12 protein-coding genes are annotated in these 23,462 nt (G+C 63.0%); 2 read left to right on the top strand and 10 right to left on the bottom strand.

What is annotated here, in order from left to right:
* The first annotated feature begins 53 nt into the window (after positions 1-53).
* Entirely contained in the window at positions 54-761 is a 708-nt protein-coding gene (locus H8N03_RS06865; protein WP_187075414.1) for a hypothetical protein, read from the top strand.
* A gap of 93 nt (positions 762-854) precedes the next feature.
* Here the strand turns inward: H8N03_RS06865 and H8N03_RS06860 are convergent, their stop codons facing one another.
* The 10 genes from H8N03_RS06860 to H8N03_RS06815 all read right to left on the bottom strand — a co-directional run bounded on the left by H8N03_RS06860 (position 855) and on the right by H8N03_RS06815 (position 21,627).
* Complete coding sequence (locus tag H8N03_RS06860; protein ID WP_187075413.1) at positions 855-2,666, bottom strand: hypothetical protein; 1,812 nt, start codon at positions 2,664-2,666, stop codon at positions 855-857.
* A gap of 32 nt (positions 2,667-2,698) precedes the next feature.
* Positions 2,699-5,830, bottom strand: coding sequence for an SNF2-related protein (locus tag H8N03_RS06855; RefSeq protein WP_187075412.1), 3,132 nt, complete (start codon positions 5,828-5,830; stop codon positions 2,699-2,701).
* Complete coding sequence (locus H8N03_RS06850; protein WP_187075411.1) at positions 5,827-6,195, bottom strand: hypothetical protein; 369 nt, start codon at positions 6,193-6,195, stop codon at positions 5,827-5,829. Before H8N03_RS06850 ends, H8N03_RS06855 begins: the two co-directional genes overlap by 4 nt.
* Positions 6,196-6,226: 31 nt before the next feature.
* Positions 6,227-9,064 (bottom strand): site-specific DNA-methyltransferase, encoded by a 2,838-nt coding sequence (locus H8N03_RS06845; protein ID WP_187075410.1) that lies wholly within the window; start codon positions 9,062-9,064, stop codon positions 6,227-6,229.
* Entirely contained in the window at positions 9,064-12,123 is a 3,060-nt protein-coding gene (locus H8N03_RS06840) for a BPTD_3080 family restriction endonuclease (protein ID WP_187075409.1), read from the bottom strand. The genes H8N03_RS06845 and H8N03_RS06840 overlap by 1 nt, the downstream gene beginning before the upstream one ends.
* 11 nt (positions 12,124-12,134) lie before the next feature.
* Complete coding sequence (locus H8N03_RS06835; RefSeq protein ID WP_187075408.1) at positions 12,135-13,862, bottom strand: nuclease-related domain-containing DEAD/DEAH box helicase; 1,728 nt, start codon at positions 13,860-13,862, stop codon at positions 12,135-12,137.
* 3 nt (positions 13,863-13,865) lie between these two features.
* On the bottom strand, positions 13,866-15,764 hold the full coding sequence (gene drmB, locus H8N03_RS06830; protein WP_222622875.1) for a DUF1998 domain-containing protein: 1,899 nt from the start codon (positions 15,762-15,764) through the stop codon (positions 13,866-13,868).
* Positions 15,764-19,057 carry a helicase-related protein gene (locus H8N03_RS06825; protein WP_222622874.1) on the bottom strand — a complete coding sequence of 1,098 codons (3,294 nt, stop codon included), beginning with the start codon at positions 19,055-19,057 and terminating at the stop codon, positions 15,764-15,766. Before H8N03_RS06825 ends, drmB begins: the two co-directional genes overlap by 1 nt.
* On the bottom strand, positions 19,047-21,047 hold the full coding sequence (locus H8N03_RS06820; RefSeq protein WP_222622873.1) for a UvrD-helicase domain-containing protein: 2,001 nt from the start codon (positions 21,045-21,047) through the stop codon (positions 19,047-19,049). The genes H8N03_RS06825 and H8N03_RS06820 overlap by 11 nt, the downstream gene beginning before the upstream one ends.
* A gap of 160 nt (positions 21,048-21,207) precedes the next feature.
* Positions 21,208-21,627: a very short patch repair endonuclease gene (locus H8N03_RS06815; protein ID WP_187075758.1), complete on the bottom strand. Its 420-nt coding sequence runs from the start codon at positions 21,625-21,627 to the stop codon at positions 21,208-21,210.
* Between the two features lie 111 nt (positions 21,628-21,738).
* Here H8N03_RS06815 and H8N03_RS06810 point away from each other — a divergent pair, with 111 nt between their 5' ends.
* Positions 21,739-23,400, top strand: coding sequence for a DNA cytosine methyltransferase (locus H8N03_RS06810; RefSeq protein ID WP_187075406.1), 1,662 nt, complete (start codon positions 21,739-21,741; stop codon positions 23,398-23,400).
* Positions 23,401-23,462: the final 62 nt, after the last annotated feature.

Here is a 23,462-nt window from a genome sequence, read left to right as displayed (position 1 = left end):
ACCTTGTTTGCCCGTTCTATACACGGTTGGGACCTAGTAGCCGTGGAGAGCGCGTGTTCGGAACCGATATCGATCTGAAGGATTTGAGTGCCCTGGGCGGAGCCGGGGGCGCTCTGATTGCGGCAATCAGCTATTGGTGGAAGACGCGGCATGAGCGTCGGCGCGCAACTAGGACCGCGCTGTTCTATTTGCTGGAGCTGCATCACGTACTAAGGCGGGTTTATGCCGCCTCCAGGTGGCTTAAGTTCGAACTAGGGCCTTCACTCAAGGCGTCCCTTCGCTCGCGCGGCATCGAGTTGAACGAAAGTGAGTTCACTTCCATGTTGGCCCAAGTCATGCCGGCATTCAACCAGTTTGGCCGATCTCAGATCGAAAGAAGTGTGGCGGGGATGGCCGAAGGGTTGGCGCGGTCCTTGGTCGATCTCGCGAAGGAAGATCCCGTGCTGGCGTTCCGGTTGCGCGGGCGCGATCAACTCCTCCTGATGCCGCAGCACGTAGAACAGATTGCGGCCGGTCAAACAGCGTCGCAGCCCCCTGGGAGCAGCGACTCAGGCTGGGCGGACGCCGGTGAGTTCTTCACTACTGTGAGCTTGGAGGATCTTGAGAACGCGATCCGAAGTACGGCGAAGCGATGCGACCTGTGCACACGTTTTCGAGTTTGGAAGCTCCTGCGATCGGCGGCAGATGACCGAGATATTAAGTCAGTCATTCAGCGGCTTGTTGACAAGGCTGCGGCTTCGATAGCAGCGCAGAAGCAGTAGATCAGTTACAGCTGGCCGGCGCCTAAGTCGGCACGCTGCTCCTCATCATTTTCTACACCCAGATGCCCGGGCTAGTGGAGCCTACGACCAGTTTCACATCTGGTCCTTGGAGACGTAGTTGCGGTCTCGAGCTGCTGAAAGCTGGGAAGGGATATCGGGAACTTCGGTATCCCTCACGATCGTTCCAAGCGAGGTCTCCCCATGTCCCGCCAAGCTCAGTCCATACGCGACCGACAACCTGTCGAAATCGTCGGGATGCCATCCCAAGTCAACTAAGTCCGGCGGGACTGGAAGGCGCATCGTCTCCACGCTGACGAGCCAACCTGGAGTGCTGTTGATTGCATCTCCTATGCCTCCATAAAAGCGCATCCTCGATCCGCCCCCGCATAGAAGCAGTGGAATGCGCTGGAGTTGCGAGGGCGGCACTCCCTTGCCTACCTTGGCATCGCGGATGCACCCAGCGACCTGTGCACGGTAACGTCCCATGCTGAAATGCGCGTCCACGTCCGGACCGTCACTTTCCACTTCGTACCCAGGTAGATAGTCCAAGACACTTCCCGGGATGGGTCGCAGCCGATCGGTCGGCTTCGCAATTGCAGCAAGGTAATCTCTTGCTGCATCGTGCTCCGTCTCCCTGGGCAGGAGCTGCTGAAGCCAACCCACCCGGTCCCGATGCAGATTCATCACTCCGTTCGGCTCAACGCGGCTTGCGTAGAAGGTAAGGACGCCATCGCCGGCTTCGGGTACGCGCACATGAAACAGCGCAGAGTCCACTGTCCCCGCGCCTACGTCGACGAGCATCATCACCGAGCGCGATTGCCAGTCCCAGCGCGCGGACGACATGAAGCCCTGGAGCTGTGCACTCACCTCCGGAACAGCATCGACAGCGGACCAAGCGAATTCACAAGTCTCCTGGTTTGGGTCGGTCTCGATGGACAGTGAGCGAATGCGATAGCGGTCAGCCGCTTCTTTCGTGATCGTCTCCGCTTGCGCGTCGGCGGCAAGATTCGCGGCTGCCCAGGCAAGCCGCCTGAAAATTCTCACCATCGCCTCATCGCGATACGACCGCGCCGGCAATCCGAGGTTCATGCGCCAGTTCAACGCGTGCCGCGCGTACAGATCGCCATATTTCGTGAATAGCCACCCCCGCGCGCGCCGGATCACGAGAGCCAAGAAGGCGCAGCAGTCGTTGAACTCCGTGACCGGGCTCTTTGCCTTGCAGGCGAGCAGCCTCAGCTTCAGATCAGTGATCTGGTGGGTGCCGTCATGCAGGGAGTAGGCCTCGCCCGTCCGAAATACGCGCGAAGGAAGGAGATAGCTCTCGATTCCGATGCGCCGCGAATCGAATTGAACCGGAAAGACGCCCGCCGCGGCAAACGCGTCCCGAATCAGCACCTTGGTCGAGGAGGTACCAAAGTCGACGCCGAGCACGAGATCCGTTTCGTTGTCAGGTTCAGCGGTCAGCTGGCGGCCGATGCCCTCATTCATGAGAAGCGGAAGTCCTCGACTATCAGCCCGGTCATCGACGAACAGCGCATGCGGATGAAACTCGCCCACGCGGACGATCCTGGTCGTGGGCTTGGGCTGAGCGGTGGACAGGTCCGACCCGGAAGGTCTGGTCGGCACAATCTTCGCGGGGGAGACAATTGTCTGCCGCTCAACACCCCTGGTGGGTGCGCCCACACGCTGGGTACCTTTTGACTGCTGCCGGGCCGGCGACGCTGCTCGCACCGGAATGAAGGGGATGCGCTGATCGCTCGCCGCTGTCGTCGGCAAAGGCGCATCGCGCCTTTGAGGAGGGATGGATGAAGTTTCGGCAGGCTTGGCGGACCACACGCGGGAGTTGGCACGCACGCCCTTGGTCTTCTGCAATCCCAGACCGAGTGCCTTGAGCGCATCGCGCATTTGACTCCCCATTCCAGTGCCCTCCGTCTTCTTTATTCGAGCATGACCACCCCGGCGCAGACGAGCGCTGAGTCGTGCCTGAGTTCTCTGCGAAGTTGAAGTCGCGCGCGTCGCTCCACCGCTCGCTCGCGTACCTTTACGATGCGCCCCACGTTGGCCTTGATGGTCCGCAGCTTGCCCTGGCCACGCAGGAGCGCAATAAGCCCTTCCAAGCGCTCGATCTCGCGCCTCTCCTGGCGGTCGATCTGATCCATCTGGAAAGCCACGCGATCCCGGTTTTCCCGTCCAGCCCTCGCGGTGTATTCGACGTACCTGGCTTCCAGCCGGTCCATGACCGCTTCGAAGCCGTCGCCCACAGCGTCCCCAGGGAGTTTCCCTGGGGCCTCCGCCCACGGCTTGCCGGTCAGAACCGCGCCCGTTACCAAGCGCTCCGCATCATCCGGAGCGAGACTCCGCGCATCATCCAGCTTGAGGACCTCGAAAGCGAGCCGCTCGGAGTCTTGCTCACCGGTGATGCTCCAGCGACACACGGCAAAGACGTGCACCCCGCTTTCGAGGCCGCTCATCTCCCCACGAGAAGCGCGCAGCGCTGCGAGCACTGGATGCCGATGACGCTCCTCCGCATTCAGGCGCTCCCGTACGAATGCGATCAGCGGGTGGTACTGCGAGATCGATTCGGCGTCGCTCCGACTGCGCCTGAGCACGTTCTCGAAGATGCACCGCTGTCGACCACTAGCGGGACTCGCAAGGTGGCTTCGCTCCTGCAGCCGCTCTCGCTTCAGAAATTCCCCGAACTCGGCCCTGACGGTGGGGCCCAAGTCGATCTCCCACACCGGCGGATCGCCATCGGCGGTGCGAACCAGCTGTGCACCTTGACAGAACGCGTCGATGAAGTCGCTCACGTAGGCCTGCAGGTCTTCCGAGGCGACATAACGGTTCAGTTCCCGTGCCGCCGAGATCCTGTGCTGCAGGTAATCACCGTGCGCCACCAGTCTTCCAGCCTCCTGCTCCAGGTTGTCCTCGATGCGCGAGCACTGTTCCGCCGCGACGCGTGTCTGCTCTATCCGTTCGGCCTCCTGCGCCTCGGTGAGTTCATGGCGCAGCAGGTCGAAGCTCATCTCCCGAATCATCTCTCCCAGGATCCCCTCGATGCTGCCGAGAGCACGCTCAAAGATCCGCAGGCGCTCGAAAAGCCGAAGGTAGACGCGCTCGTCCAGCGTCCGTGCGAGGAACAGGTTCAGGATGTTGATGCGTGGCGCCTTCTGGCCTATGCGGTCGATGCGACCGATCCGCTGCTCGATGCGCATCGGGTTCCATGGCAGATCGTAGTTGACCAACAGCGCCGAGAACTGCAGGTCCACACCCTCGCTGGCGACCTCCGAAGCCAGCAGGAGCCGGGGACCACCGGTCGACTTGAACCGCTCCAGAGCAGCCTGCTTGTCCATGCCCCCCATCAGGACGACGGAGTCGACACCGATCTCCGCAAACCGCTCCGCCAGATAAGTCAAGGTGTCTCGGAAGTAAGCGAAGAGAACCACCTTCGCGCCGCCAGTCTGCCGCCAGTACTCGAGCAGCTGATCCCGCAGCTTGTTGAACTTGGAGTCGTGCTGCCGAAGCGCTGCAAAGTCGCCCACGTCCCGCGCAATCCGCGAGAGCTGCGAAATGAGGCTGTCTGCGTTGGGACGCGTCCCCTCGCGCCGATCGAGCGAGGCATCCTCTCCAAACGCGTCCCAGAGGATTTGGTCAATCTCCGCGTCCAGGTCGCCGCTGCGCCGGACCCACGAGCGGCACGCCGCCGCCATGGAACTGCACATCTGCCGCTGCGGCAGGGTCAACAGGAAGCCCTCTGCCATGTTCAAGTCGCGGCAGTACCGGCGCACTGCTGCCGTCACCTGATCGTAAAACCCGGCCTCCACTGGTGACATCTCCGCACTCAGCGCGATCGGCTGGCGGACGACGCGGCGCTCGTGTACGTCGCGCTTGCGGGTTCTCGTGACTACCTTCGTAATCGGATTGACTCGGTCGATCTGCTCCGCCAAGGCAAGCCTATGAGGCACTGAGGCCAGCGCCGCCCCGTCAGGAGGTGATGCCAGAATGAACTGCAGGGCCTCGCTGCGGGCAGACAGCTCGGAGCCGCGGAGGGCATCGAGCGCTGCATAAATGGCCTCCGCGTCGGGTCGGCCGCGCAGCAATTGGTCGCGCAACTCCACCAACGGTGCGTTCTCCTGCAACGCGTGATCGAACGACCACTCGTGCGGAAACGAATCACTGTCCACGAGATTGAGCAGGTGGAACAAGTCGGCATTGCGCAGATGCACTGGCGTGGCCGACAGCAGCACCAGGTTTTCAGCCATTCTGCGCAGGAGCTGTCCGAGACGGGCCGTCTGCGTCTCCGGATTGCGCATGTAGTGGGCCTCATCGATGACTACGAGGTCGAGCGGTGCGTCGCCGCCAGCGTTGTCGTCCGCCAGCCGTCGCAGGCGTGCGGCAAGGGACCGTTCCTCTTCGTCGTCGTCAGGCAGGTCGGTCAGGCCACGCAGACCCTGCATGCTGGTGACGATCGCGAAGGATGCGCGCGCATTGCCGGCCGCCTGCTCCAGGACCTCGACTACTTCCCCGGCGTTGCACTTGCGCGCCTCCACGCCGAAGCGGTCGGCCAGCTCCTCCCTCCATTTGTCCTGGAGCATGGCAGGGCAGACCACGAGGAGCCTGCGGGCGTCTTCCCGGCTGCGCAGTTCGGTCCAGATCAGACCGGCCTCGATGGTCTTGCCGAGGCCGACCTCGTCGGCGATGAGGATTCCGCGCGACGGCGAGTCCAGGAACGACAGCACCGGCTTGAACTGATAGGCGTAGAAGTCGGTATTGGTGGTGTACAAGCTATAGATCAGGTCCGCCAGCTTGCCTCCGAGCCGGGCGTGCGTCAGCGCGGAACGCAGATCGCGTGCGCGCCCGAAGCGCAACTGGCGCATGTCGTCGTAAGGGTTGGTCCCTTTCTCCGGGATCAATTCCAGAGCCAGTCCCGGGACGAATTCCGTCCGGTCCGGGAAGATCACCTGCCATCGCGGCGAGGCCGGATTGCCAGTCTGCTGGCCCGAAAGCACGCCCGCGCGCGCCGGGTTCGACTTCAGGCGCACGCGCTGGCCAGCCTGGAATTCTGCGCTCATGCGGCTGCGTACCAGCGGATGAAGCGCTCCAGCGCGGCCATCGTCGTGCACCGGAGGTACCAAGCCTTATTGCCTTCTGCCAGCCGGCTGCACTGGGAGTTGACCGCCGAACTTCTCGCCTGATCGGGCGCGTAGGGAAGCTTGGGGCGCTTGACATTATTGATCTCTATGCCTTCCATGTCCGGGGGGCATGCCTCGGCCCAAAGATAGATGGCTTCCCTGCGTTCGAGCGCCAGCGCGAGCTGCCGGCCCCGGTCGTTCTGGAACGCTGCCAGCTTCGTTGTTGCAGGCTGCAGTCGCGTCAGGTTTGCCGCCAGATATGCCTCTGCATCCTGGGCGAGCTTGAACTCCGTTTCGTCGCTCACTTCGTCCTCCTAGCCTTCGCGATCTGCACTGTCAGGCGACCCTGAACACCTTCATCACTTCGTCGCCCAGGTGGTTAATCACCTTCACCGCGATCCGGCCGGACTTCGGCTTCGGAAACGGCCGAGACGTGTCGCCGTACAGTGTGGCCCAAGCTTCCTCGTCGATCTCGGCCTTCAGCGTCGTTTTTAGCGATTTGTAGGGATCGCTTGCACCCAGGAAGTAGGCCTGGCGCACAAAGAAGCTCTCCTCGTTGTAGTCGGTGTCCACGAACCAGCAGGCGATCTCGTCGGGCCCGCTCGATTCCACCTTGCCCTCGTTCGGCCGGAACACGTCCACGCCCTTCACCTTCACCCGCAGGCGTCCATCGGGTTCCGCCAGGAGATCGATGTCCGGCTCGCCGAAGATCACGAACAGGTTGCCCTTCCCCGTGTTCTTCAGGTCCTCAGCCATGTGCAGGTCGGCATTCATGCGCGCCTTCAACACCGGCAGGGCGCCCAGCTTGTTGAACTCGGTCGTGTGCGCCTCGTAGTTGAAGGCACAGGCGATCAGCACATCGAATCCAGCGTCCGCCGACTCCCGCGCCGCGGCGACCAAGTCCACGCGGGTGACGGTGCCGAACTCCGGACCTATGAGGATCGCCGCGCGGCGTGGCTTGCCGGTCTCCGCGTCACCCTCGACGTAGCGACCCTCGGCGCACACCAGTTCGCCCGGCCACGGCGTCAGCGACGTGAAGTTGATCCGGCCCTCCTTGTGCGCTTGCTGAACACCGGCGGTCTTGAGGTTTTCCAGGATAATCTGCGCGAACGTCGGCTTGGGCGTGAAGCCCGCATCAGGCTCGTTCGCCTCCAGCGGATCGATCAGCTCGTCGTTCTCGTCCACGCCCAGCACGCGGTGGGGCGACAGGCTCTCGACGGTGAAGGGACCGGCGACGCGTACGCGCTTCTTGTCCTCATACGGCTTGTCGTAGAGGTACTGGTACTCCGCATTCGCGGCGATGCTGGCGTCGATCGCCTTCTGGCGTGCGATTCGGGCCTGCCACCATTGGGCGTGAAGCTTCCTGACAGTGTCGGGCCACTTGGCATCGGCTTCGCGCGGGATCTCCCATTCCGCCCACGCCCTTTTCAGCGCAGAGTTGAGCTGTTCGCGCAGCGGCTCCAGCGCCTTCTGCCACTCGTCCCAGATCACGTCCACTTCAGCGTTGTTGGTGATGGAACTCAGCTTGATGCGCGGCACTCGCTCGTAGACAAAGCCTTGGCGGATCCTGCCGTGAACGGGTGCCACGGACGGAGCGCTCCCCGTGATCTCCGCCTCCTTGATTTGACCTTCGCGCGTATCGGCGGGGATGTAGTAGGGGTAACGCGCGCCCATGATGCGAGTTCGGGCCAGCGCTAGGGCTACGCGCGAGGTGTCGACGGTGATCCAACGGCGCGCCCACTGCTCCGCGACGTAGGCCGTCGTGCCAGAACCGCACGTGGGATCGAGCACTAGATCACCAGGGTCTGTCGCCATCAAAAGGCAACGTTCGATTGCCTTGGCACTTGTCTGTACGACGTACAGCAACCCCGTCCCAATCTGAATTGATTCCCACCTATCCGCAATCGGCAGGACACGAAAATCCGAGATCTTTCGCAAATACTGCAAAGTGCCGGCGGGAGCGAACAGCCGAGCGGCTCGCTCAAGTCTTTTGAGGCCCGACTCATTCGTCTTGAACGTTCCAGTTCCCGGTCTGAACGTCCGCCCCTGAAAGGCGAAAGACTTTAGGTCCCCCTCACCTGCCGGCCTTGCACTTACTACGGCTGTGTACCGGCCCCGCTCGATCGCTGGGTCACTCTCATCGCGCGCGGCAAAGCGGCGAACCAATCCTCCCTGGTCCATAGCCAAGTCGTAACGATCAAGCCCGGGGCTGCCTGTCTGGCGCTCGACATACAGCGGCCGGAACTTTACGCGAGTCTTGTCTCGCGCGTAGAACAGTAGGTAGTCGACCGTCTGCGGCAGCAGCGCCTCATCGCTCGACCCAGTCTTTTGAAACGAAATGGTCGCCACATGATTCGCATCGCCAAAGACTTCATCCAGCACCGCACGTACCCGGTGGACGTTCTCATCTCCGATCTGCAGAAAGATCGACCCGCTTTCCGTGAGCAGATCACGTGCCACGGCGAGTCGATCGCGGAGGTAGGTCAGATAGGAGTGAATGCCATCGCGCCACGTATCCCGAAACGCCTTCACCTGCTCCGGCTCTCGCGTGATGTGTCCGGCATTGCCATCTTTCACATCCCGGCTCGTCGTGCTCCACTGAAAGTTCGAGTTGAACTTGATCCCGTACGGCGGATCGAAGTAGATGCACTGCACCTTCCCGCGCAGGCCCTCGCGCTCGGCAAGCGAGGCCATCACCTGCAGGCTGTCGCCCAGGATCATACGGTTGGACCAGTTCTGGTCGTGGGCGTAGAACTCGGTCTTGTCGGCGTCGTGCGGCACACCGTTGAAGTCGGAGAACAGGTCCGGCGTCCGCTCGCCTTCCACATGTTGACGCTCGCGGGTCTCACGAAGCAGGTCGTCAACCAGTGCCTTGGCGTGCACCTTCTCTTGGATGTACAACGGCGCCGCGTGGACCACGAGGTCGCTCCAGTCCTGCCGGTCCTTGCCGCGCCACACCAGCTGCGGGTCGAGATCCGAGTTCCGCGCCTGCTTCTCCTCCTCTAGCGCCTGCCCGCCGCTGCGCGGGTACTTCACCTCCACCGGGGCGAGCTTCTGCTTCTCGAGGACCGACTGGTACTCCGCGGTCGGAATGTTCTTGCGTCTGGCCTCGTCGTGCCGGATGGTCTCGACGGTCTTGGCGGCCGCGCCGCCGTTGCTCTTGCGCGTCGCCATCACGCGATCTCCGCCGGTTGCAGCACGCGATCGATCATCTCGCGGAAGGCCCTCTCCACCACGTCGGCAAAGTCCTGCTGCATGGCATAGACGTCCGTGAACTCGGCAAACGCCCAGCGCCCGAATTGATCCAGGCGGTTCACCCCCGGTACCCAGTAGGTCTGCATGGTGTTCTTCTTCTCCTTGGCATCCTCGCCCCGATATCCCTTGATCTCCACGACTAGGTTCAGCAGGTCGTCATCACCGCGGCCGTCGTCCAGCCGCACGATGAAGTCCGGCCGGTAGGTGCGCGTCTGGACCTGGTAGCGGTAGGGGACTTCCAGCCCGAGGTTGTGGTTCTTCACATAGGCGCGCACGCGCGGGTGGGTCTCGGCCACCCGACAAAACTCGGCCTCCCAGTCACTATCAAGCACCACCCAGTTGACATGGCAGCGGTCGGCCGCTGTCTGGTACCGCTCGGTTCGCGTGGTTGTGAACGAGAGGTGACGCGTGCTGCCCACCGGGTTATAGGGATCCAGCACGGCTTGCACCGGCCGCGCATTGGCCATCTCGGCGCGTACGATGCCGGCGGTGATGCGCTCGCAGGCAAGATCGGCCAAGGCCTTGTACATCAGCTGAGCCGGGCAGGTCCCGCCTTTGCAAACCAGATGTCCCTCTTCCAGCCATTGCCGCACAACACGTTTGAGCTGACCGAAGAGATGCAGCCTGGGCGCCTCGCCGGGTTCGCGCCACTTGTTCATCACGAGGTAGGAGGTCAGCTCGTACACGATCTGCGTGGTGCGGACGTCCGCCTTGTGCGCCAGGGTCAGGTTCACCTGCTCGCCGATGATGGCGCTTTGCAGCGTCTGGGTGGCGCCCACAAGGTCGGGCGTGAGCACGAGGGTGGAATCCTCATCGAAGGTGGCGGTCAAACGCTCCTCCGGCAGCTCGACGCGGTAGCCCTGGACCCGCGGAAAGCGGATCTCCAGCGCGTCGCGCCCCGGCCGTACCGCGTGCACGCGCACAGTCTCACGCGGCGGCTGCGGTGGGGCAATCACAGGTTCGGCGTTGAAGTCGAACGGAATGCCCAGCACATCCGCGTATTCCACATTGAAGAGGCCATCGTTGTTCAACTCATAGCTCGCGCGGCGCAGGGCCCGGCCGATCACCTGTTCGCAGAGCAGCTGGGTGCCGAAGGCGCGCACACCCAGCACGTGGGTTACCGTGTTGGTGTCCCAGCCCTCCGTGAGCATGCTCACCGAGACCACGCAGCGGATCGACTCACCCAGCCGGCCTGACTTGCCCACCGTGTTCATCACCTCGCGCAGCAGTTCCTGATCGCTGATGCTCTCGGCCGCCTGGGGATTGCCGCTGCGCTCCACCATCTCGCGCTTGAAGCGTTCGATCTCCGGGCCGGCAACGGCCCGGAAGTTGTCGTCCAGCGCCTCGCCGGACTCCAGCTGCTCGCTGTCAATCAGCAGCGTGCGCGGGCGCACGAGCCACCGACCGTTCTCGTCATGGTTGCGGAACAGGTCCAGTCGGCCGAACTCCAGCTTGCTCGTTCCGTCTTCGGCCAAGCGTTCGAAGCCGGAGACATAGTCGTACACCAGCTTCGACGTAGCGGTGTTGTTGCAGACGATGATGAAGCACGGTGGCACGGCGATGCCCGCCTTTTGCCACAGGTCGAACGTCTGCTTGTAGTGCCCGTAGAGCGCTTCCAGTGCGGTGATCAGCGGCGTCGGCAGCTTCAGCGGGTCCAGCCCGGCAGACTTGCCGCGGCCCTTCTTCGGCATGTCCTTGCGGATGTGCTCCCACAAGTTGCGGTACATGGGCATCTCGGTGCCGGGAATATTGTCCGCGACGGGAACGCGCGGCAGCTTGACGATGCCGCATTCGATGGCGTCCATCAGCGAGAAGTCCGACATGGTCCAGGGGAACAGGGTGCCTTCGACGTAGCCCGAGCCGCGCAGGAAGAAGGGCGTGGCCGAAAGGTCCATGACCCGGGACATGCCAATCTTGCGCGCGACCGCCTCCAGTCCGCTGATCCACAGGCGGGCGGCCTCGTTGTTTTGCATCGCCTCCTGCTTTTCTTCGGCGGTCAGGTCTTCATCCGGCGCGGCCGGCTTCTCGCGATAACAATGATGGGCCTCGTCGTTGATGGCCATCACGTGCTGCAGCCCCATCAGCTCTGGACAGACGCGCTGCAGCATCTGGCCGGCGGATTCCAGCGTCTGCGGCGCCTCGCCCGTGCGGCCCTGCAGCAGCTGCCGCCCACCCTTGGAGAGCTCCATGCGCTCGCGAAGCTTGAAAGCGTGATAGTTGGTGATGACGATCCTGGCCCGGCCCAAGTCTTCCAGCATGTCGGCAGGAATCAGCTCCCTGCTGCGGTAGTAGCTGTCGGGGTCATTCGGCAGCAGCACGCGCAGACGATCGCGGATGGTGAGTCCGGGTGTGACGATCAGGAAACCCCGCGTGAACTTGCGGCTGGTCGGCCGGCGAACGGCATTCACTGTCTGCCAAGCAATGAGCATCGCCATCACCGTGGTCTTGCCTGCGCCGGTGGCGAGCTTGAGTGCCAAGCGGGCCAGACCGGGATTGGCCTCGTTGCTGGCATTGCCCAGATGTTCGAGGAACTGCTCGGCTCGTTTCCCAAGCTGGGGCGCCACCTCGGTGAGCCAAATGGCGGTCTCCACCGCCTCCACTTGGCAGAAGAACGGCCGAACATCGCTGAACGCATGGTGGCGCCAGTGCTGCAGGAGGCGCGCCGTCTCCGGAGTGACTCCCCACGTGTTCGGGTCCGGCAAAGCGCGCCACTTGTCCACCTCCGCGCGCACCCCGTTGATGATGCCGGCGTGCGCGTACTGCTGCTGCGCCGACGAGTGCTCGTCAAAGACCAGCGCCTGCTGGGTGGCGCCTTTCTGCTTCCTGGGCTTCGGAATCGGAGTGACGAAGTCCGCGCGACGACGCGTCCGGACGATCTTTTGCGTCGGCTGCCCGCTGGCGTCCAGTTCCCAGTGTGCCGAGGGATAGCCGTAGGGCGAGTTGAGGATGGGGCGTTGGAAGAACTGACTGTCGGACATGCCGGTTTTCCTCAGGCTGACTCCGACATGCGGTTTGCGAAGCCGGCAGCCTGCCGGCCATACGCCTCCCGCGCTGATTCGGGCAGGAACACGTGCAGCAGGCATCTGGCCCGCGACAGGCCAGCGTAGTGGAGCATCGACTGCGCGGGGTCTCCGATGCCCTCCATGTCAATGGCCAGAACGACCTGCCGCTCGAGGCCCTTGAACGAGTGCATGGTGGAGAACACCATGTCCCCGGCGGCGGCCGCGCTCACATCTACCAGCGGCACGCCGGCAATATCCTTTATGCCGGCAAGGAGGGAGTTGTCCCGCGTGCGCGTCGAGAGCACGGCGATGTCCTGGGGTCGTACGTCCTGCTTGATCAAACGGGCGACAGTGCTTTCCAGCTGCGCCAGAAGAGCCTTGTGGTTGCGGTAGTAGACGTTCTCGCAGGGCAGCCCATCCGGAGCTCCCTCCAAGGCGAGGTCGATGCCCGAGATGATCGAGCCCTGCACGGCCACCTGCCGCGTGTTGCGGCAGTTCTCGAACAGATCGTCGAAGGCTGGTTGCGCCTCGTTCAGCCTCTTTTCAACTTGTTCCTGGATGCTCGTGCCGTAAATGTTCTGGTTGCGGTCAAAGAAGATGTGCCATCGGCCGCGGTTGATTCCGGGATTGCCCAGCATCAGGTCGAAGGCATCGATGTTGTCCAGCGTAAGCAGATCCTGCGCCTCGTCGATGATCAGCGCATCCCAAGCGGGCAGTCCGATCTCAAGCGCCGCGTCGACGAACGCCCTTGGATAGTCCTCCGCAAACAGCTTCGTCGCGTCCGAGGAACCGAGCCGATCCTGCAGGCCTGCCTTCGCGATCACCTCGTGGAAGAGAGCATGGACATGCCGGACATCGACGCCCGCAGACCGCGGGTCTGCGGCCATGGAGGTTCGCAGGTGTTGCGCCAGCAGCTGGTTGAAGCAGAGAAAGAGCACGCGGAGACCTTGTGCAGCCAGCTGGCATGCCCGTTCCACCGCCACGATGGTCTTACCGGTGCCCGCCTTGCCACGCACGAGCGTGCGCGGATTGGCTGCCATGCGCCGGGACGCCCGGATCTGGTCGTTCGAAAGCTGGATCAGACGCGACTCCACTCCTGTCACGTAGCTTCCCAGGCTGAAGGCCGAATCGATGTCCGGCCGCAGGATGCGCCGCGCGAGCTGCAACTCGGCACGAGTGGGCGCTCGGTACTGCCGCTCGTGCTTCTCGCGGTAGACGTTGGACCAGTGACGTTGCAGGCGACCGATGTACCAGCTCAGATTGCCGCGAAACTCCCTCTTGTCCATCAGTACGGCCGGTTCGATCTCGGCGCCAGTTGTCGTGAAAGTCTCGTTCGGCATCACCACACCAAATCCGAACAGGACATCGGCGAAGACCCGGTCTGCCTCCTCCAGCTTGCGCTGGACGGCGAACATGGTGGTTTTGGCCTGGGTCCAAGGATCTTCCCGCTTTGTGTACGACCGCCCGTTGGGTTCGCCGAATGTCCAGACTCCTTCTTGGCAGGACACCTTGCCGCCCTTCACCTCCAAAGCAAAGATGCCCTTGGTGGAGAGCACGATGATGTCGGCCTCGCCCCAGATCTTGGTTTCATGACCGTGCAGACCAAGCGAGTGCAGCACGATCCAGTCGGCGTCCAGGTCGCGCCCGAGTTTCTCGTAGACGGATCGCTCGCCATACGGGCAATCCTTCGGCTGTTCGGGGATGAGTGTGGCCACGTCTCAATCCTCCAGCGTGCCGAAGAATCCGCGCCAAGCAGGGCCTGCTTCCGATTCCGCAGTGCCAACCAGCATGGTGCGGTCCAGCTCTCGGTTGAACTTCTCGCATGCAGTTTCGGGGACCAGCAGGCAGCAGTGGCAGGCGGCACCACTGACCCTGTCGCCGGATTGAGCGGGATCGGTCTCGAGGCACACCGGGTCGCTGCCACACCATCGTGCGGAGCGAAGCGCGCGCACGACGATTCGCTCGATCTGCCCCGGCTCGGCCAAGCGGACGAGACCGCCGAGGCTGCCTTCCGAATCGGGGGAGCCGGTGTACACCAGCACTCCGTTCATCGCTTGCCTGGAGCCGGACGGTTCGCTGATGTACAGACGTTCCCGCAGCGCAGATGACGAGTAGCCGCAGTCGATCGAGATGGTGCGAATCAACGCGTGTGCGAACGAGTGCACCAGCAGGAGCCGCGCCGTGATCGTGTAGTCGCGCTGATATCCTCGGTCTGCAGCAATGGCGGCGGAGCGACGCTCCAGAACGGCCACGCGGTCGTGAATGGCGGGATTGGCCGTCAGCCACGCATCGATGGCATCGGCGCGGAATCTCAGGAACAGGCCCTCTCCGCGAATCTCCGCGGCGGGAAGCCAGTTGCGATGGCTCTTGGAAAGTGCCGCCACCTTGCCGTCGCGAATGGCATCCTGGATCTTTTCCGCACTTACCGGATACGGTTCGATGCGGCTGAATCCCGCCAGTGCCCGCACCTCCCGCAGGCGCGAGACAGCTCCCACCAGATCAAACCAGGGCGCAAGTGCAGCAGGCGGTTCGGCCACGGCGTTGCAGAACTGGGGCACGATGCCGCCCACGATCGGATCGTCGCGGTCCTGCGAGAGCGCGGCATACTCCTCGGCCCGGGACCCAGCATCCGAGAGGTCCGTCTGCAACCCCTCGATCTTCTGCTTTTCGCGCAGTGCTGCCTGGAGCGCCTCCACCGGCACGCCATAGGTTTCCGAGAGTCGTGCCAGTACTGGCGCCACGGCCTCGGCCGGAAGAGCGCTAAGCGTGATCCAGTTTCCCTCGATCAGCTGGAAGGTGGCATCGGACACCGGTGGAATCGAGAGCGCCGAAGCCACGACGGCAAAGTGCGCATTGGACGCGCCTCGCTGGATGGCTTGCGGCTGCGAGTCGCATCCAGCCTGGCGATCATGCAGCCATGGGCGCACCCCGTGGCAGCTGCGACCTTTCATGCTTTCAGGGCGGAAGGCATCCCCCAACGACTCCGAAGCATTGCAGCTCTTGCAATGCACATAAAGGTCGGCGAGCGAGGCCGACTTGCCTCGGGACTTGAGCTCCAGTACCGGACGGTCGCAGACACCGTCCGGCCGTCGCCGATGCGCCCACCATTCCCAGGGAAACTCCTCCAAATGTCCCTTGCGGCACGCCACGACGAAGCGAACCGGTGTGGTCAGCACCGGTCGCCCATGCGCCTTGCACTCGAGCTGGGCGCCGTCGGTGCCCAGCTCGAACGGGTTGCCCTCAGTTCCGATCCGGTTGCAGTGGGGGCACTCGTGCCACTCCGGGAAGCGGATGGCAGGCGCGGAATGCGAGGGATCGACACGACCGGGAAATCCGGACAGGTCCTCCGCGATAGGCGGCAGACGGAAGTGGTCGACACCCAGCTGCGCCTGCAGCCGCGCCTCCCCGATGGTGAGAGAAGGCAACCGCGTGGCCGCCTCCCAGTCCTCGAGCCCCATGGGCATGAAGGAACCCTTCTCAAGGTCGACGATCGCACCAATGCCATAGGTGGAAATGAGTTGGGATCGGCGGACTCTGCCAAGCGGTTCGACCCCCGAGGTAGCCGCGCCCTGCGCAGGCGAGCCGCCGCGGCCCATGGGTCTTCTTGCGGTGGCCATCAGGTGCTCCGTGGCTTGCGAGGAATGGTCTTGAGGATGAAGGCCGATGAAGGCTCGACTTCGCGCATCGTGTTGGGGGTCGGCCACGCCTGCCGCGCGCCCGGCGACGCCTCTTCGGCTGAACACATCAGGTGGGGCAGCGTCCGTCCGAAGGGCGCCTTCTTGATCCAATAGCGGAGGCGACCCGACGTGGCCCTGGCCTCGTTTGCTCGCCTTGCCCACTCTTCGACCTCGGCACGAAGATCCTCGATCGTGTCGCTGGCCTCGCCAGGGTCGGTTGCGGCGGCGACCCGCCTCCCGATGATCGAGAGGATCGATCCCACAGCCGGATCGTTCGGATCGAATCGCGCAGCCCCGTCATCGTCGGAAAGGCCGGGAACTAGATGGCGCACAAGTGAGGCGATCACGGCATGAAGGGCCTTGTCACGGGCCCGAGGAGCCCACGGCGTGACGCTCGTCGCCTCGACGCTCCGGTACAGCGCACCGTGGTAGCTGCGGAAGTGCTCGAAATGTGAGAGATCGCGTGGACGTCCGAAGTTGTAGAGCGTCATGACAAGTCCCGGTATGCCGCGGCCCACCCGACTGCTCGCCTGGATGTATTCTGCGGTCGACTTGGGCTGACCGTTCACAACCATCAATCCGAGCCTGGGCACGTCAACGCCAACAGAGATCATGTTGGACGCGAGCACAGTGTCCCTGGGTTCCGGATGCTCACCGGGGTCTTCATTGAATCGACCCAGCGTCGCCCCTAGTGCTTGCAACAGCTCCGGCAGCTCTCGCGACGAACGACGACTGCTCAGTTCAACGGGGAGGTTCTGGAGCTCGCGCCGGCTGACGCCAAGGCGGCCCGCGAGGAACTGCATCTGTCGCGGCACGTCGTCCTGCATCAGGACGTACGCGCCGCCAAGCTCGCGCAAGCTATTGAAGTAGGCGACGCAGGTCCAGTACGGGTCGATGGCGTCATCGTCGGCCCGGCCGGCTCCGACCAACGCCTCTGCAGACTGCAGAAGCGAGGCTACGACAGCCTGCAACGCGAACTTCGGACTGCGGCCTGCAGTGGGAATGCCCACATAGAGACGGTCCGGGCCCACACTGTCCCGCACCGCGAAGAAGGAGTCCGAGGCCTCGAACCCCGGAGGCGGGAATTGCAGGACCTCCCGGTCGAACAGCGACCGGACCTGCTGCTCCGCATGTCCGATCGTGGCTGTGGACCCGATGACTTTCGGCCGGATCTCGCCACGCGTGCACAGCGTATCGACGATGGTTTCGTAGAGTCCCGCCATCGAGCCCAGCGGCCCCGAAATCAGATGAAGTTCGTCCTGGATGATCAGGCCCGGCGGCTCCCCTCCATCAAGGCCGAACAGCTTTCGGATCTCGGTGCTTCGTGGGATCTGGGCGAACTTGTCGATCGTGCCAATCAAGAGAGAAGGGGGCGTCTCGTAGATGACTGCATCCACCGTCATGACCGGCAGTGACACACCCGCGGCCTCACAGTTCGGGTTCTCGCAGACGATGTCGATGCGCGCCAGCTGGGGGTCGGCACGGTAGGAGCTTGCTCTCAGATCGGAGCCGCAGACGGGACAGCGGAGTAGCTGCCGGGGCGTGGACTTCGGCTTGAGGTTGTTCACCTCCTGGGCGATTGCCTCGCGGGCCAGCTCCATCTTGTTGGGGGTGGCATCGCCGCCAACATAGAGGCCGAGAGTAATGCGCGAGCTACCCAGCCTAGTGTCGACAGCCCGTATGAGGTCGCATGCCGTGATCAACGCTGCCGCGCGCTGGAACTGCTGCACCGTGAGCAGACGCAGCGTATATCGCATGAGCACGTCCACACCGCCTTGCTCGCGCCGGCCGGGACTCTGCAGACGACGGTGGAAGATCTGGAATGCGGTCAGCGCAAGGTATGCCTCGGTCTTGCCTCCGCCGGTCGGGAACCACAGCAGGTCCATGCATTCACGATCTTCCAGTGAAGGGTCCACCAATCCGGGAATGACCAGCAGCATGAAGGCGAGCTGGAACGGGCGCCATACCAGTGCTCGGGCGGACGTCCCCTTTGCCGCAAACAGGGCCTGCCGGTCCATAGCGGCGTTGGCCAGTGCAAATGCCACCCAGGCAGCGTCATCGTCACGCAGCACGCCGACGCCCCGGCGGATCCGCTCGCACGTGGAGAGGCATCGCGCCAGATTCCCTTCTGCGGCATCGCGAAGATCTCCCTCGAACTGCTCGACGCGCTCTCTCAGGGTCTGATCGATCCAGAGGCCATAACAAGAAGCGAACGATTCGAGTGCCTCGATCACGGTTTCCCTGCCGGACTCCTTCGCCAAAAACGTCGCGCGAAGAGCGTCTGGCCACGACGCGCGGAAGTCGGCAAGAAGCGGATGACCGTCCGTGCTCGTGCCGCGCACGCTGGATTCCGGCAGCCATGCGGTGCGGACCTCACCGAGAGCGGGTCCCGGATCCTGCTGCCAAGTCGCAGCAATTCCATGCCCGACGGCGAATTCGCGCACGTCGCGGTAGAGAAGTGCGTTGGTGAGCGCATCCAGATCACCGCGGTCTGCAGGAGGCAGCGGTCGCGGCTGAATGGCGGGCGCTCCCGACAGCTCCGCACGGACGACGATCTCTGTCTGGAACAGACAGCGAGCGTCTCGCGGAGCCGCGTTTCCGCTGTCGGTCTCCTCGTTGATCAGCGTCACCGTGAAGACTTGCTGCTCCGGTCCTGCGCGTCGCCGGATATGCAATGAGAGTCGAGGATCCTTCACTTCCCCGCCGTCCGGCATTGAGAACGTGCTGATCCTGGTCGTCGACGATTCCGTTTCATTCGGGAGCACGACGCTGTACCGGAGCGGACGCCGGACCCACACCTTGCGGATGCGCGCATCGCTTCCTGCACCTCCCTTGGCAACATCGCCGTCTGAGCCAGGGACCTTCGCGCCTTCCCCGGCGGACACTTCGCCAGGCACATCGAGCGGCTCGTACCGAGATGTGCAACCCAGGTCGATCGTGACCGTCGCACCCGCTCGAACCGCGAAGGTGATGCCGATCGAGCAGGGACGAATTGCGCGATACCCTGGCACGGCGGCTTCGGAGGCTTCGTCGTCGCCGCTCGACTCGAGTCCGCTCTCATCGTCAGCGCCGTCCACTGCCGCGCCTCGCGGCCACAGGATGCCTGTGAGGTAGGTGTCAACCGGTGCGGATTCGATCGTTTCGTCGAGCGCGAGAGGTCCGGTCAACAACGAACGCGCCATCTCCACGAGCGACGATCGAACCGACTCCATGGAATGGGGTTCACTTGGCATGACGCTTCCAGGTCTTGAAATCGCCCGTGCCGGCGAGGGTGATGCCGAGCCAGATTCGGCTCGAATGCCACGGCTGCGGGATGCTTTCCGCCAATTCCGCATTGACGGCGACTGAGACAACTTCCGCAATGCGCAAGTTGTAGATGTTGCGCGGAATGGCGTAGCCGGGCTCCCAGAGTAGATCCAGCAAGTCCTGTGTGACTTGGGAGCTTGTCCGGCCAAGGAACAGGCCCTCGCCGTCCTGCTGTTGCAAACGGATGTCGTATCGGATGTCTCTTGCGCGCGCGGACGTTCCTTCTGCCTTTGCTTGGCTGAGAACCACCTTCCGATTGCGAAAAGCGGAGACACTGCCTGCCAGCACCTCCTGCAGCGACGCCACGCCTTGTTCGTCCTTGTGAAGATCCAGGGAAACGAAGCTGGTGAGCTCGATGTCCCCTTCAAGTCCCATCTGCACCTGAATCCACCGTGCCTTCCCCGTCCACGCTCCCCACTCGACGAGCCTGCTGCGCCCACCCCTGAATGAACGACTCGTCAGCGGTTTGAAGATGCAAGTGTTGGGAAGACGCCCCATGTGGCGACCCGCTCTTGTGACAGCAACGAAACCGACGTGTGCCTGCTCGAGAGGGTCCTCTGGCTCTTCGGTCGAATCCCTGTTCTGTGCGTCCAGGAGCGCTACGTTGTCAAACTCCATGCCCTTGGCTTGGTGAACCGTCGTGATGTGCACCACCGCCTCGTCGTCTATCTGATCATCCGGAAACGCATCCGGCCACGCCAGCCGATTCCTGAGTTCGTCCAGATCAAGGGCGAGCGCCGAATCAGATGCGCCGCTCGCGCGAGCAAGTCGCCGCCAGGCAATTTCCAGCGGAGGGACGCCGCCATTGGCCGCCGTCCCTTCCGGGAGGCGCTCCCTCGCCTTCGCATGCACCACATCGAAGACCTTGCGGCTGATGGTGGGATGCCTGAAGGTCGAGAGAACTGCGGCGATCCACGGCGGCACCGGTGGCCTGCCCCCAGCGAGACGCAGCGTGACCGCGATGGCAGGGGGTTCGAGCGCATCGCCCAGGAGCATCTTCCACACACGCAGCGCTTCTCCGTTCGTCCGTGTCAAGATGGCGAGCGATCCCTCGGGAAGCTGTAACAGCCAGCTGGGCCCGAGCTTTGCGTCCGTGGTTGACGTGGGCATCCTCGCCAGAAACCGCTGCATCGCTTCCAGCTTGCGCCCGGCATCGAGGGCCGGAGTGCCGAGGATCTTGCGCAGACTGGCAGCAGCGGCGGCGAGCTTCTCCGTTGCCCGGTAGTTCCGTGTGAGTGCGAGCTCCCGCAAGTTCGGACCCATGCGCCGCTTCAAGTCTTCCCAGGGATCCTCGGGCAGCGGCTGATCCCCACTTCGGGCGGCGAAGCGGTAGATGGCTTGGACAGGATCGCCGAGGACGGTGAATCCGACGGCGCCTCCACGGTTCCCGTTCAGTCGCTGCAGGAGTGAGGCCACCATCGCGGCGCGCACTCCCGGCAGGTCCTGGAATTCATCCACGATCACATGGCGGATGTTCGCCAGACGGTCGCCGATCGGATTCAAGGAGTCGTCCAGCATTCTCGTCACGGCGGTGATGTTCTGCTCGTAGGTGCGGGACATCAGTTCGTTGACCGGCTCGCCGCTTTGCCGCAGCACCCGGAATGCCCAGGAATCGAAGGTCCTGATGGCGAGATGCCTCAGGTCCTCGATGACCCCCTGATCGCTTAGCCGAAGATTGACCAACCTCTTCGACAATGTAGCAACGGCGCTGCGCGAAAAGCTCAATACGAGGATCTGGGCTGGTTGGAGGCCTTCCTCCAGCAGATGAACAAGGCGCATTGCGGCAACTTGCGTCTTCCCTGTACCCGGACCGGCGACGACCAACAGCCACTCATCGGAACCGGCCCCGATGACGGCGAGTTGTTCGGGATTGGCCTCGAACAGCTGGCCGGCCACCGCATGCATTCGCTCGGTCATTCGATCCGTCTTTCTTGTTCTGGTCGCACCGGCTCTGCCCCCTGTCGTTACTGGCACGAACCCCCGTTATCCAGCACTACTGATGGGATCCACAGAATCCAGAAGAATCCTGCGCCCACCCCCTCTCCAAAAATGTATCACTGATGGCCTCGAAGCCGCCTCATTCTTCCGAGCAAGTCACGATCGAAAAGTACAACCTATCCAGTACTTCTTCGTTCTCCACTTCACATTCCCAGACCGTAAACACGCGCCAACCCATTTCCCGGAGTGTTTCGGCGACTCGATGGTCGCGTGACATGTTCTGCCTGAACTTCTCTTGCCAGAATTCGTATCTGGCTTGTGGCGTCGTGGCAAACGGGCAGCCCTGATGCCGATGCCAGAAACAACCGTGCACGAAGACCGCTGCGTCATACCGGGGGAGCACGATGTCCGGGCGGCCCGGGAGATTGGTGCCGTGCAGCCGAAACCGGAGCCCCGCCGCGTGCAAGTAGCGTCGCACCAGCAATTCCGGCTTGGTGTTGCTGCCCCGGATGGCCGACATCATGCGGGACCGGGTGAGTGAATCGACTACGTCCACCATGTAATTGACTGTGCGAACGAGCAGGAGAACCAATCGAAGTGGGCACAGCACCTGGCCGAACGTACCCACGCACGCGACAATGTGCATTGTCTCCTGAGAAGAACGGCAAAAATGCCCCTGATCCCCGTCATCGACCTGTTTGCCGGCCCTGGAGGTCTCGGCGAGGGCTTCTCGCGTGAAAGCTCTGCCGATTTCCGGATAGCCGTTTCGATAGAGAAGGATCCGATGGCCTTCGAGACGCTACGCCTGCGAGCCGCGTTTCGGCAACTCCAGCGTCGGAACGCTTCCGAGGCCACGTGGGCCGAGTGGGACCGAATCATCGCCGAGGCGCCTTGGCCATCAGCATTTCGCCAGCTGGCGGAAAGCAGGGACACTGCGATTCAAGCAGCCTGCAGGATTGCGGATGACGAAGCGTTGAACCTGGAGCTCGGCCCGCGTGCACGCGCATCGGCCTCCGCCGAAATCCGGAAGCGGCTACTTGCAATCACAGGATCCGAGCAGCTCCCTCGCAATGCTGTTCTCATCGGTGGCCCCCCCTGTCAGGCGTACTCGCTTGTGGGAAGAGCCCGAAACAGGGGAACTGCAGGGTACAAGGCGGAGGCAGATCACAGGCACTTCCTGTACTTGGAATACCTGCATGTCATTGCTGAATTTGAGCCAGCGATCTTCGTGATGGAGAACGTCAAGGGCATTCTGACGTCCAAGGTCAAAGAAGCTGTCATCTTTGACTCGATCACGCGCGATCTCAAGCATCCGGCGAGCGTCGCCGGTGCGACGCATGGTGCGGAATACGTGTTGTGCACACTTTCCCAGTCGAGCTCCCTGTTCGAGGAGCCGTCGGCGGAAGACTTCCTTATCCGGGCCGAGGAGCACGGCGTGCCGCAGGCGCGCCATCGGGTGATCATTCTGGGAGTCCGCAAGGACGTATTCGAAGCTGCAGGTGGTGTGCGGAAGCTCGATCCTGCACCTGCTCCGTCCGTCCTGAGTGTGATCGGCGATCTCCCTCCGCTACGTCCGCAGCTCTCCTATCGAGGGAAAGGGCTCAATTGGCTGCACGCACTTCGCGCGCCGCTGTTCGATTCGGCAGTCCGCGAACTGCGCAGAGACCGACATGGGTGCGGTCCTGCGGTCGCCGAGCGGATGCTCAGAATTCGAGACAAATTGCAGGAGCGACAATCAGATCCGGGACACGGCAGTGATCGGTACAGGCTTTCAGCTGCCTTCCGTGAAAAGCAGCCGCAGGCGCTCGCAAACTGGTATCACGATCGGAAGGCCGCTCTTCTCGCCAATCACGAGAGCCGCTCGCACATGCCTAGCGACCTGATTCGGTACTTGTTCGTCGCCGCATTCGGCGAGGAAACCGATACAAGTCCACGTCTTCACGATTTCCCGAAGTGCCTTCTGCCGGCGCACAAGAACGTTGACCCCGAGAACGTTGCCGGTTCCATCTTCAAGGATCGGTTCCGCGTTCAGGTCGGGAAGCTCCACGCAATGACAGTGACGAGCCACATCGCCAAGGACGGGCACGCGTTCATTCATCCGCGTGCAGTGCAGTGCCGAAGCTTGACTGTTCGCGAGGCCGCACGCCTGCAGACGTTCCCTGATTCGTACGTCTTTCTAGGGAACAGGACCTCGCAGTACACCCAGGTGGGCAATGCGGTCCCGCCGTACTTGGCTCGCCAAATTGCGTCCGTCGTCGCCGATACTCTGAAGCGAGCGAGGCTCGACGAGCCTTCATCTTGTCAGGAGCCGCGACTCGCTCTGGCTGCGTGATTGTCGACGCGTCAGCTGTGCCGCGCCCCTCCCGCGGCCCGTCAGATCTTGTGCATCGTCCG

Origin of the sequence: Ramlibacter cellulosilyticus (assembly GCF_014297465.1) — a bacterium.
In the GTDB taxonomy this organism is placed as follows: Bacteria; Pseudomonadota; Gammaproteobacteria; order Burkholderiales; family Burkholderiaceae_C; genus Ramlibacter; species Ramlibacter cellulosilyticus.
The sequence above is the reverse complement of the archived record's forward strand: the minus strand, read 5'-3'. Positions and strand labels throughout refer to the sequence as shown.